Annotated in this window: 10 protein-coding genes; 8 read left to right on the forward strand and 2 right to left on the reverse strand. The window is 70.1% G+C overall.

The genetic code is table 11. The features are described 5' to 3' along the window. Positions 1–360 precede the first annotated feature (360 nt). Positions 361–792: a metallopeptidase family protein gene (locus tag CFP71_RS26460; RefSeq protein ID WP_005150818.1), complete on the reverse strand. Its 432-nt coding sequence runs from the start codon at positions 790–792 to the stop codon at positions 361–363. A gap of 116 nt (positions 793–908) precedes the next feature. Between CFP71_RS26460 and CFP71_RS26465 the strand changes: the two genes are divergently transcribed. From CFP71_RS26465 to CFP71_RS26490, 6 genes are all read left to right on the forward strand, one after another. After that, the gene (locus tag CFP71_RS26465) at positions 909–1262 is read left to right on the forward strand and encodes a DUF3499 domain-containing protein (protein WP_073848429.1); all 354 of its coding nucleotides are present in this window, start codon (positions 909–911) and stop codon (positions 1260–1262) included. Between the two features lie 71 nt (positions 1263–1333). Further along, the gene (locus CFP71_RS26470) at positions 1334–2689 is read left to right on the forward strand and encodes a phosphomannomutase/phosphoglucomutase (RefSeq protein ID WP_093936648.1); all 1356 of its coding nucleotides are present in this window, start codon (positions 1334–1336) and stop codon (positions 2687–2689) included. Between the two features lie 52 nt (positions 2690–2741). After that, positions 2742–2963 (forward strand): Trm112 family protein, encoded by a 222-nt coding sequence (locus tag CFP71_RS26475; protein WP_093936649.1) that lies wholly within the window; start codon positions 2742–2744, stop codon positions 2961–2963. Continuing rightward, a complete protein-coding gene (locus tag CFP71_RS26480) occupies positions 2947–4038 on the forward strand; it encodes a hypothetical protein (RefSeq protein WP_093936650.1) in 1092 nt (363 codons plus the stop codon). The genes CFP71_RS26475 and CFP71_RS26480 overlap by 17 nt, the downstream gene beginning before the upstream one ends. Before the next feature lie 70 nt (positions 4039–4108). Further along, positions 4109–5371, forward strand: coding sequence for a mannose-6-phosphate isomerase, class I (manA, locus tag CFP71_RS26485; RefSeq protein WP_093936651.1), 1263 nt, complete (start codon positions 4109–4111; stop codon positions 5369–5371). A gap of 189 nt (positions 5372–5560) precedes the next feature. After that, a complete protein-coding gene (locus tag CFP71_RS26490; RefSeq protein WP_093936652.1) occupies positions 5561–6070 on the forward strand; it encodes a hypothetical protein in 510 nt (169 codons plus the stop codon). A gap of 41 nt (positions 6071–6111) precedes the next feature. Here CFP71_RS26490 and CFP71_RS26495 read toward each other — a convergent pair whose 3' ends face one another. Then, the gene (locus tag CFP71_RS26495) at positions 6112–9135 is read right to left on the reverse strand and encodes an AfsR/SARP family transcriptional regulator (protein WP_093936653.1); all 3024 of its coding nucleotides are present in this window, start codon (positions 9133–9135) and stop codon (positions 6112–6114) included. Positions 9136–9278: 143 nt separating this feature from the next. Here CFP71_RS26495 and CFP71_RS26500 point away from each other — a divergent pair, with 143 nt between their 5' ends. Both CFP71_RS26500 and CFP71_RS26505 read left to right on the forward strand, forming a co-directional pair. Beyond that, entirely contained in the window at positions 9279–10196 is a 918-nt protein-coding gene (locus CFP71_RS26500; protein WP_093936654.1) for a cation diffusion facilitator family transporter, read from the forward strand. A 476-nt stretch (positions 10197–10672) separates the two neighbouring features. Next, positions 10673–12193 carry an amino acid permease gene (locus tag CFP71_RS26505; RefSeq protein ID WP_093936655.1) on the forward strand — a complete coding sequence of 507 codons (1521 nt, stop codon included), beginning with the start codon at positions 10673–10675 and terminating at the stop codon, positions 12191–12193. Positions 12194–12342 lie beyond the last annotated feature (149 nt).

A 12342-nucleotide genomic window follows, 5' to 3' on the forward strand; every position in this document is an offset into this window, starting at 1 on the left:
CCCGAATGCGACATTGGGAACCTCACGCGTGGTTGCCCGGCCCTCACCTGAGCGAGCGCCCGCACTCCTGCCGCCCTGCCCCTCTCGCCCCCCCGGATGCCCCCGATGCGTGCCCCGATGCCCGGTGTCCCCAATGTGGCATTGGGGACACTCAACGTCCCCAATGCCACATTGGGGGCACCCGCCTCACGCCCTGAGCACCCCCCGGCCGCGAGTTGTCCACAGGCTGATCCCCTTGTGGACAACTTGGGGCTCCAGCACCGTTTCCGCAGGTCCCATCGGTCCCTCGCGATAAACTGGGCTGGGGACGCCCCCCGGGAAGGGCGGGGGCTGGGTTGGGGGAGAAGTGGGTGGAGGGGGTCAGTCGCCTTCGATGACGTCGGGTTCGACGCCGAGGTAGCCCGCCACCTGTTCCACGAGGACGTCGTGGACGAGTTCCGCGAGTTCGCCGGGGTCCTTCGCGCGCGCTTCGAGGGGACGGCGGTAGAGGACGATGCGGGCTCGCGTCGGCAGGCCGGCGCGGTCGACGCCGGCGGGCACGAGCCGCGAGAGCGGGACGGCCCCGTCGTGCAACACGCCGTCCACTCCGGCCGGTGCGCCATCCGAGCGAACTTCGGGAACGTCGTCGACGGCGACGTCGAGCTTCGTCAGCTCGTGCCGCCACCGCGCTTCGATCGGTTCGAGCGCGTCCAAAACCAGCGCGTCGAACCTTTCCGCCCTGCTAGCGGCGGCGGGAAGGGTCGACGGATACAGCGCTCCGCGCAGGCCCCGGCCGTGCCGGTCCCGGCGCATCCGCCGTCGCTGTCGGGAATCACGAGCCGTCGCCACGAACCGAAGGGTACGCGCTCGGCGATTCAAAGCGCGTGTCGCCGGTACGCCGGGCCCGCGACGCGCTATCGTTCTCGATCGTGCGGAGCGTACGAAAGTGTTCGCGAACGGGTTGTCTCGAACCCGCTGTCGCCACGCTCACGTATGCCTACAGTGATTCGACGGCCGTGGTGGGCCCACTGGCCACCGCGAGCGAGCCGCACTCCTATGACCTCTGCGAAGCCCACGCCCTGCGGCTCACCGTGCCCAAGGGCTGGGAAGTCGTCCGCCACGAGGGCGCCTTCGCCGCGCCCGACCCCTCCGCCGACGAGCTGACCGCGCTGGCCGAGGCCGTGCGTGAGGCGGGCCGCTCGGACAAGCCCGCGCCGGAGCCCGAACCCGAGGGACCGTCAGGCAGGCGCGGCCATCTGCGCGTGCTGCCCGGCCGCGCCTGACACCAGGGCTCGCCGGTAGGCTTTCGAGCGCGCCAGAGGGCGTTGAACGAGACTATCGGCGGGGAGCAGGCGTGCCAGACCTTTCGGGCATCGTGAAGGCCTACGACATTCGCGGCGTTGTCGGTGAGCAGCTGGACGCGGCCCTCGTACGCGACCTCGGCTCGGCGTTCGCCCTGCTGATCAAGCCGGAGTCCGACTCCGTCGTGATCGGCCACGACATGCGCGACTCCTCACCCGAGCTGGCCACCGCGTTCGCCGACGGCGTGACCTCGCAGGGGCTCGACGTCGTGACGATCGGCCTCGCCAGCACCGACCAGCTTTACTTCGCGTCCGGGTCGCTGAACCTGCCGGGCGCCATGTTCACCGCCAGCCACAACCCGGCGAAGTACAACGGCATCAAGCTGTGCCGTTCGGGCGCGGCCCCGGTCGGCCAGGACTCCGGTCTCGCGGAGATCCGCGACACCGTCGAGCAGGGCGTGCCCGCCTTCGCCGGCCAGCGCGGTTCGGTGACCGAAAAGGACGTCCTCGCGGACTACGCGGCGTACCTGCGCAAGCTCGTCGACCTCTCGGGCAGCCGTCCGCTGAAGGTCGTCGTCGACGCCGGCAACGGCATGGGCGGCTACACCGTCCCGACCGTCTTCGCGGGCCTGCCCATCGACGTCGTGCCGATGTACTTCGAGCTCGACGGCAACTTCCCGAACCACGAGGCCAACCCGCTCGACCCGAAGAACATCGTCGACCTCCAGGCGAAGGTGCGCGAGGAAGGCGCCGACGCGGGCCTCGCCTTCGACGGCGACGCGGACCGCTGCTTCGTCGTCGACGAGCGCGGCGAGCCGGTGTCGCCGAGCGCCATCACCGCGCTGGTCGCGATCCGGGAGCTGGAGAAGGAGCCGGGCGGCACCATCATCCACAACCTGATCACCTCGAAGGGCGTCCCGGAGATCGTCGCCGAGCACGGTGGCAAGCCGGTGCGCACCCGGGTCGGGCACTCGTTCATCAAGGCCGAGATGGCCAAGACCGGCGCGATCTTCGGCGGCGAGCACTCCGCGCACTACTACTTCCGCGACTTCTGGCGCGCCGACACCGGCATGCTGGCCGCGCTGCACGTCCTCGCCGCCCTCGGCGAGCAGACGGGCCCGCTTTCGGAGCTGACGGCCGAGTACTCGCGCTACGCGGCCTCCGGCGAGATCAACTCCACCGTGGACGACCAGGTCGCGCGCATGCTCGCGGTCAAGGACGCCTTCTCCGCGCGTGACGGCGTCGAGATCGACGAACTCGACGGGCTCACCGTGCAGCTCCCCGGCGGCGGCTGGTTCAACCTGCGGCCGTCCAACACCGAGCCGCTGCTCCGCCTGAACGTCGAGGCCGCCGATGCCGAGGCCGTCCGGGCTCTGACCGAAGACGTACTGGCGATAGTCCGTGGGTAACGAATGTGGCGTGAAAACACACATAGAGACATCCCACAGGTAGGGAGTAACCATGGCCGTCACGCTTGACGCACAGTTGCTGGAGATCCTGGCCTGCCCGTCCCCCGACCACGCACCGCTGCGGACGGGGACGGCGGCCGATCCGGAGGCCGACGCGCTGACCTGCACGGAATGCGGTCGCGTGTATCCGGTCCGTGATGGAATCCCGGTACTGTTGCTGGACGAAGCCACCGAGCCGACGACCCCGGATGGCGCCCATGCCGACGGTCCCTGACGATTCCCTGCTCGACGATCCCGCGCGGTTGGCCGAGGCCGACACCGCGGGGCTGCTCCGTGCCGCCGCGATGGCGGGCGCCCAGGTCCGGGCGACCGCCGAAGCCGCGGCCGAACTCGAGCTGAGCGATCGCCTGGACGTCGGGCGCCCGCGCTCGCTCGTACTGATCGACCGGCCCGGCGTCAGCCGGACGCTGACCCGGCTGGTCGCCGCGCTCCTGACCCCGTCGTGCCCGGTGCCGGTGGTCGTCGCCGAGGTCGTGCCGAGCTGGATCGGCGCGCTCGACGTCGTCTTCGCGCACACCGACGACGCCGGTGACCGCGAGCTGGCCGCCTCTCTGGAGCGCGCCGCCCGGTACGGGGCGACGGTCGTGCTGTCCGCGCCCGCCGAAGGTCCGGTCGCCGCAGCCGTCGCCGGCAAGGGACTGCTGCTCGCGCCGAGGCTCCCGGTCCCGCCGGAGATGGCCTTCCCGCGCGGCCTCGCCGCGGCCCTGCTCACCGCGAACGCGCTCGGCCTGCTCGTGGCCGATCTGGAGCAGCTCGCCGACCAGCTCGACGCGGAAGCCGAAAAGGACTACCTGGCCAGGGAGTCGTTCGCGAACCCCGCCAAGGCGCTGGCGCTGAAGCTGGCCGAGCGCCAGCCGTTGCTGTGGGGGCTCGACCCGGTCGCGGTCGCCGTCGGCGAGCACGCGGCCCACGCGTTCGCCGCCCACGCGGCCGTCGTCTGTGACGTGGAGGACTATCGCCAGGCGCTGGCCAGGCCCGCCTTGCGGCGGGCGGCGTTGTCCGGGGGCGTGGAACGCGATATCTTCGCGGACCCGGAGGAGGGGGTCGGCTCGACGCCGAGGGTGTTGCTCCTCTCGGTTCGGACCGGGCCGGCCACGGAGGCGGCCCGCTATCAGGCGGAAGACCTGCTGCCCGGTGCGGACGTGATCGCCCCGGCCGAAGAGATCGAAACGGACGAGATCGTGCGTGCGGCCGTTCTCGCGTTGCGTTTCGAGCTGGCCGCGGTCTATCTCGGATTGGCCGTCGGCAGCATCGGCGGCGCCGGGAGGTACACGCCTGCAACGGCGTGAGCCCCGCGTGCGACGTAAGAAATGAGGGCCGGCACAAACAACCCGTGCCCGGCGAGGAGTTGAGGTGACAGTGGAGCTGCTGCGCAATGCCGTGCGGCCCTACGCGTGGGGGTCCAGAACGACGATCCCCGAGCTGCTGGGGCGTCCGGTGCCGGCGCCACACCCGGAAGCGGAACTGTGGATGGGCGCCCACCCCGGCGACCCGTCCCACGTCATCGGCCCCGACGGCACCGAGCGGAGCCTGCTGGAGCTCGTCGAAGCCGATCCGGTCGGCCAGCTCGGCAAGAGCTGCGCCGGACGCTGGGGCGGCAGGCTGCCGTTCCTGCTGAAGATCCTCGCGGCCGAAGAGCCGCTTTCGATGCAGGCGCACCCTTCGGCCGCGCAGGCGGCGGAGGGGTACAAGCGTGAGGAGTCGGCGAGGATCCCGCGCGACGCGTCGAACCGCAACTACCCGGATCCGACCGCGAAGCCGGAACTCGTCTGCGCGCTGACGGAATTCCACGCGCTGGCAGGCTTCCGCGACCCGGAACGCACGATCGCGCTGCTGAAGGCGATCGAGACGCCCGGGCTGGCGAAGTACGCGGTGCTGCTGGAGGCCCAGCCGGATCCGGCCGGGCTGCGCGCGCTGTTCACCACCTGGATCACCTTGCCGCAGGCCGCGCTCGACGAACTGCTGCCCGAGGTCCTCGATTCATGCGTGAAGCACGTCCGGGAACGCGGCGAGTTCAGCGTCGAATGCCGGACCATCCTGGAACTCGGCGAGTCGCATCCGCGGGACGCGGGTGTGCTCGCGGCGTTGCTGCTCAACCGGCTCACCCTCAGCGCGGGCGAGGCGATCTACCTGCCCGCCGGCAACCTGCACCTGTACCTCCACGGCACCGCCGTCGAGATCCTGGCGAACTCGGACAACATCCTGCGCTGCGGGCTCACGCCCAAGCACGTCGACGTGCCGGAGCTGCTGCGCGTCGTCGACTTCGCCTGCGGCGAGATGCCGGTGCAGAGCGGGGAGCGCGGCAGTGTTGACGGGCCCTCGGCGGGAAAGAGTGCCTCGGACCGGCGCCTGTCGGTGTATCGCACCGACGCTCCGGAGTTCGAGCTGTCGCGGATCGAGTGGGAGGCCGGGGACGACGGCGAGATCGCCGTCCACGACGTCGGCCCGCAGATCCTGCTGTGCACGGCCGGTGGCCTGCTGGTGACGGCCGACGACGGCGAACAGGTCGAACTCCGCCGGGGCCAGTCGGTGTGGCTCCCGGCCGCCGACCCCGCCGTCCGCGTGCGGCCGCTCTCCGGCGAACGCACCCAGGTCTTCCGGGCGACCGCCGGCACCTGCTGATCTCTCGCGTTTAGTCCTCTGGATGCGGTACTTGCACGCGCAAGGACCGCATCCAGAGGACTAAACGCGTGGCCTTGGCCGAAGTGTGTGCGTTCCGTGTGGCGGGTTCCGCGACCATCATCCTTACGGGTGACCCGGCGATTGTCGTCGGCTTCTCCCGGATGACGATGGCCGAGGAGAGCAGCAGCAGTGACTTCCCATCCCGACGCGGTGAGCGGGCGCGCCTACCGGGTGCCGGTCACCGTGCGCCCCGCCGCTCTGCTCGCCGCGCTCGGAATCGCCGTCGTGACCGCGCTCGTCCCGGTCGTCGATCTGGTGCTCCCGCTGCCGGACAGCCACGACCTGGCCGGCTCGGCTCCGGCGTTGGCGAGTCTCGCCGGTGACGCGATCGAGTCCGTGAAAGCCGCGGGTTCCGGCCTGCAAGACCTCGCCGTCGACGCGGAGAACAGGCTCAACCTCCCGCTGGTCGTGCTTATCACGCTCGGCGCTCAGGTGCTGCTCACCGCCGCGCTGGTCGTGAGTGGCACCCAGCCCATCCGCGTGATGCTGACCGTCGCCGGGCTGATCAACGTGTTCGCGGTCGCCCGGCTCGAACCCGCCGCGCCGCCGGTGTGGGACGCCGCCGCCAACGGGGTGCTGGTGATCGCGCTGGCCTGGTTCTCCGCCCTCCGCCGCGAGCCGCGGTTCGCGGGACTGTGACTTCCGGGTGGTGCTCGTCTGAGGGGTCGGGCACCACCCGGTCAGGCCGGGGCGGGTTCGGTGAGCGACAACAGCAACCGGACGAGGGTCGAAGCGTTGGCGTCGTGGGGGACTTCCAATCGCTTCGCCTCTTCACCCGCCGCCTCGGCCGCTTCTGTTTCCCCGACGGCCTCGTACGCCCTGCGCAGCACGTGCAGGGTGAGGCTTGTCGCGGGTTTCCCGCCCATGGCGCGGAATTCGTCGAGACAGCGGCGCAGCACGGGAATCGCGCTGTCGGCCCGGCCGTCGCCGATCCAGCTCGCCGCGATCGCCCGGGTGCAGGAAAGCTCTCGCGGCCGTTCTTCGAGCGCGTCGGCGAGCACTCGCGCGTTCTCGTAGGCCTGCACCGCGTCGGCGCGCCGCCCGGCGCCGGCGAGGATCGCGCCCTGGGTGCGCAACGACTTCGCCAGCGCCGATTTCGCCGTCGTCCGGCGCAGCACCCGCACGGATTCCTCGATCGTCTCCAGTGCCTCCTCCTCGCGGCCGTCGAGCATCAGCGACCACGAAAGTCCTTGCAGGGCAACGCCGAGCTGGCGTTCGTCGCCGTTTTCGCGAGCGTGCGCCAGGCTCCGGCTGTCGATCTCCAGCGCCTCGGCGACCTTGCCGAGCCGGTGCAGCGCCGCGGACTCCGCGTGCAGCGCGTACGCTCCCGGCCCGGTTTCCTCCACAATGGACAGTTCGCGGGCCTGGGTCGCGGCGTGCAGGGATTCCCCGGCCCTGCCGAGGCCGACGAGGCAGCGCGCCAGATTCGTCTCGACCCACGCCCGCGCGGAAACGTCACCCAGTTCCGCCAGCTCCTTCGAGCATTCGCGGTAACCCTCCACGGCGCGTTCGTACTCGCCGCGAACGTGCAGCAACACCGTCAGGTTCGCCTCGGCGACGACCGCGATGTGCCTGTCACCCGCCTTGAGAGCGGCGTCGCGCAAGGTCTCGTACGCCGTCCGCATGTCGGTGTAATGGCTGTGCAGATACAGATACGCGCTCAGTCTTTCCAGTACCCGCAACGCTTTCCGCAGCCAGCCGACCGCGCACATCGACGAGATGGCGGAGACCAGGTTCGCCCGCTCGACGGAGAACCAGGCGCCGGGATCGCGCAGCAGCCGCTCGACCAGTTCGCCGGACAGCGGCTGGGCGGGCAGATCCTGATCCGACAACGGCATCGGCACCGTCCTCGGCAGGCGGCGGGCCGCCGTGTCGGCGAGGCACAGCGCCGCGTCCGACAACTTCGTGACGGAGGCGACCCGCTCGGCGCGGGATTCCAGCTCTCGCCCGAGCTCCGTGGCGAACACGCGCACGAGATCGTGCATCCGGAACCGCTGCTCACCCGTCGGGTCGGGACCGGTGGCTTCGAGCAGGCTGGCCTCGACGAGTTCGTCGATGGCCTCGTCCGCTTCTTCTTCGGCGCCGTCGGCGGTGTCGTTGACGAGGGTCGACACCGCCCACGCGGGAAGGTCGAGGGTGCGGCAGCGGCCGATCAACCGGAACGCGCGCCGCGCGGACGGGCTCAGCGCCTCGTAGCTCAACGCGATGCTGCCGCGGACCTGGAGATCGCTGACCTGGAGTTCGTCGAGGCGGGAGACCTCGTCCTCCAGCTTCCCGGCGAGTTTCCCGAGCGGCAGGCCCGGCCGCATGGCGAGCCTGCTGCCCGCGATCCGCAACGCCAGCGGGAGATTGCCGCAGGCCTTGGCGATCCGCTCCGCGTCCGCGCGTTCGGCACCCACCCGGCCCTGCCCGGCCAGGCGCTCCAGCAGGGTCATCGCCTCGGCGCCGGACAGCGGCGCGAGGTGGAGGCGATCCGCCCCGGCGAGCCCGGAAAGCCGCCGCCTGCTGGTGACCAGGACGGCGCTGCCCGGCGTTCCCGGCAGCAACGCGCGGACCTGCTCGGGGCCGGCGGCGTCGTCGAGCACCACCAAAACCCGCCGATCGGCGAGACGGCCGCGGTACGCCGCCGCCCTGGCCTCGACGTCGTCCGGGATGGCGGGGCCGGTGACGCCCAGCGCGCGCAACAGGTCGCCGAGGACGTCGGCGAGGTCGCGGGGGTCGGAGGCGCCCGCCAGCGGGACGAACAGCTGTCCGTCCGGGAAGGACCGGCGGAGCCGGTGCGCGGTGCTGACCGCGAGGGTGGACTTGCCCGCGCCGGGTTCGCCGGTGATCACCGCGACCGGGACACCCGTACCGGCGCCGAGCAGCCCGGACAGCTTCGCGATCTCGCCTTCGCGGCCCGCGAGATCCGCGATGTCCGGCGGCAGCTGGCAGATCGGGAACACCTGCGCCGTCTTGACGGGCGGCACCGGATCCTCGCCGCGCAGCACGGCGGCGTGCACACGGCGGACTTCGGCGCCGGGCTCCACGCCGAGTTCCTCGACAAGCGTGGTGCGCAGCTCGCGGTGGACGGCCAGTGAATCGGCCTGCCGCCCGGCGCGGTGCAGGGCGATCATCAGCTGCGCGGCCAGCCGCTCGCGCAGTGGATGTTCGGTGATCATCGCCTGGAGTTCGCCGGTGAGCTCGCCGTGCCTGCCGTCGGACAGTTCGGCGTCGACGCAGTCTTCGAACGCGGCGAGACGTTCCGATTCGAGCCGGGCGACGTCCGCGTCGAGCCGGGGGAGGTGCAGTCCGGACAGGACCGGCCCGCGCCATTCCGCCAGCGCCCGGCGGTAGTGCGCGGCTGCCGCAGCCGGATCGCCCGCCCTCGCCGCGGCCTTCCCCGCCGCGGCGGCCTCGCGGAAGGACAGCAGATCGAGGTCGCCGGGTTCGACGACCAGCCGGTAGCCCTGCGGATCCCGCTCGATCTCCAGTCCCTCGAACCGCGCCCGCAGCCGGGAGACGTAGGTGTGCAGATTCGAGGAGTACGACTTCGGTGGAGTGCCCGGCCAGAGCGTCTCGACCAGGGCGCCGACCTGGACGGACGAGTTCGCGTTCAGCAGCAGGACGGCCAGCAGGGCACGCTGATGATCGCCGCGCGGCGCCGTGCGCCGCCCGGGCGGGCTCTCGATCGTCAACGGTCCGAGCACGCCGAATCGCGGCACGGGCACCTCCCAGGTCCTGAGAGGGGCGACCCTAGCGAGGGGAGCCGACAATTCTGTGACCTGTCCCGCCCAGCGCGTACCGGCTCATCTGCACTGCTAGCCTTCGAACCCGGCATATCGGGACACCATTTGGGGAGTTGCACGTGTCTGCAGGTGGCGGAACCAAGGCGATCATCGCCGCGCTCGTGGCGAACGCCGGAATCGCGGCCGCGAAATTCACCGGCTTCCTCATCACGGGGTCGTCTTCGATGCTCGCCGAGTCGGTGCACTCGCTGGCGGACACCTCGAACCAGGGGCTCCTGCTGCTCGGTCAGAAGACCTCGCAGCGCAAGGCGACCCGCGCGCACCCGTTCGGCTTCGGGCGTGACCGGTACTTCTACTCGTTCATCGTCGCGCTGATGCTCTTCAGCCTTGGCTCGGTGTTCGCGCTGTACGAGGGCATCCACAAGATCAGCGAGCCCGAGCCGCTGACCTCGCCGCTGGTGGCTGTCGGCATCCTCGTGGTCGCGATCGGACTGGAGTCGTACTCCTTCTACACCGCGATCCAGGAGTCGAAGAAGATCAAGGGTGACGCGGGCTGGTGGGCGTTCATCCGCCAGGCCAAGACCCCCGAACTGCCGGTGGTGCTGCTGGAGGACGCGGGCGCGCTGCTCGGCCTGGTGTTCGCGCTCGCGGGCGTCGGGCTTTCGGTCGTCACCGGCGAGCCGGTGTGGGACGGCATCGGCACCGTCATGATCGGCGTGCTGCTCGGCATCATCGCGATCATCCTGATCATCGAGATGAAGAGCCTGCTGATCGGCGAAGGCGCCTCCGAGACCGACCTCGACACGATCGTCGACGAACTCGCCGCGGGCAAGGTCGAGCGGGTCATCCACATCCGGACGCTGTACATCGGCCCGGACGAGATGCTGGTGGCCGCGAAGCTCGCGCTGGTGCCGGGGCTGGAGACCGGCGAGGTCGCGCAGGCCATCGACGACGCCGAAGCGCGTGTGCGGGCGAAGGTGCCTACGGCGAAGCTGATCTACCTGGAGCCGGACCTGGACCGGTCGCTGGCGCGCTGAGCCCGCGGGCTCTGCCGGTCCCGGGAGCTTTCGAGTGTCATGAAAGGGTCGTTCAGGACGTTTTTCGTCCTGAACGACCCTTTCATGACATCGGCGGGTGGGCGGTCGGGTGGGTCGTGAGTGGCTGGGACGTTCTCTTGAGGGGCGGGACAAGCGTGTCGGGCCGTTGAGGTGTCCCCAATGTGGCATTGGGGACGGTGAGTGTCCCCAATGCCACATTGGGGGCATTCCGCGTCGAGGCTCGGGCACCGGCCCGCCTGCCGCTGCTGCACCGCGTCGCCCGCCTGCTTGGGTAGCGACGGGGCGGCCGAGCCACTCGCCCGCCCGATACCCCCGCGACCGCCGTCCGGCGCAACTGTCCGTACTCCGCCGATTACCGGCGCGACCTCCGGGTACTTCGTTGCTCTCCCACCGCGCTGCCGTCACGACCGGGCGATAAGGTCCGATGAACCGCAGTCAGGTGTAGGAGGTCAAGGGTGCCCGGAAACGGTCTGTGGCGTACGAAATCCATCGAGCAGTCCATCGCGGACACCGACGAACCGGGGACCAGGCTCAGGCGGAACCTGAGCGCGTGGGACCTGACCGTCTTCGGCGTCGCCGTCGTCATCGGCGCCGGAATCTTCACGCTCACGGCGCGCACGGCAGGCGATTACGCGGGGCCGTCGGTGTCGCTTTCCTTCGTCTTCGCGGCCATCGCCTGCGCGCTGGCGGCGCTCTGTTACGCGGAATTCGCGTCCACCGTCCCGGTGGCCGGGAGCGCGTACACGTTTTCCTACGCCACGTTCGGCGAGTTCATGGCGTGGATCATCGGCTGGGACCTGATCCTGGAGCTCGCGGTCGGCGCGGCCGCGGTGTCGAAGGGCTGGTCGGCCTACCTCGAAACCGTGCTCTCCTACATTTTCGGCAAGGGCACGAAGACGACGTTCGAGATCGGCGGTCTCCCGGTCGACTGGGGTGCCCTGATCGTGGTGCTGGTGCTGGCGACGTTGCTCGCTCTCGGCACGAAGCTGTCCTCGCGGTTCTCGATGGTGATCACCGGGATCAAGGTCGCGGTGGTGTTGTTCGTGATCGTGCTCGGCATCTTCTACATCAAGGGCTCCAACTACAGCCCGTTCATCCCGGACGCCCAGACCGGCGGCGACTCGTCGGCCACCGGGGTGGACCAGTCGCTGTTCTCGGTGTTCGCGGGCAGCAGCAGCAGCTCGTTCGGCGTCTTCGGCCTGCTGGCCGCGGCGTCGCTGGTGTTCTTCGCGTTCATCGGTTTCGACATCGTCGCGACCACCGCGGAAGAGACCCGCAACCCGCAGAAGGCCGTGCCCCGCGGCATCTTCGGCTCGCTGGCCATCGTCACGGTGCTCTACGTCGCCGTGTCGCTCGTGGTCGTCGGCATGGTGAACTACAAGGATCTCGCCACTTCGGCCGGCGACGGCGGCAAGAAGACGCTCGCGTCCGCGTTCGCGGTCAACGGCGTCGACTGGGCGGCCAACATCATCTCCGTCGGCGCGCTCGCCGGTCTGACCACCGTCGTCATGGTGCTGATGCTCGGCCAGATCCGGATCATCTTCGCGATGTCGCGTGACGGTCTCATGCCGCGCAGCCTGGCGAAGACCGGCGCGAACGGGACGCCGAAGCGGGCGACCATCGTCGTCGGTGGACTGGTCGCCGTCGCCGCGACGTTCTTCCCGGCGGACAAACTGGAGGAAATGGTCAACGTCGGCACGCTGTTCGCCTTCATCCTCGTTTCCGCGGGCGTGATGGTGCTGCGCAAGACGCGACCGGATCTGCCGCGCGCGTTCCGGGTGCCGTGGGTGCCGCTGATCCCGATCCTGGCGATCCTCGCCTGCCTGTGGCTGATGCTGAACCTGACCGTGCTGACCTGGTTGCGGTTCATCGCGTGGATGGTGCTGGGCGTGCTCATCTACTTCGTCTACAGCCGCCGCCATTCGCTGCTCGGCAAGAAGAACAAGGAAGAGAACGCGGAGTCCGTATCGGACTGATCATTCTCGTTTCGGCGGCCCACCATTCCTCTATGGATGGTGGGCCGCTTTGTTCGGGGGCCCCGGTTCCGGTGTGAAATCGGTGTGCGATAGCGTCCGGGCTCTTGCCTCACCCTGACGGGTGAACGGGACTCGTGGAGAACACCGCG

It is taken from the genome of Amycolatopsis thailandensis, from assembly GCF_002234405.1.
Lineage (GTDB): Bacteria > Actinomycetota > Actinomycetes > Mycobacteriales > Pseudonocardiaceae > Amycolatopsis > Amycolatopsis thailandensis.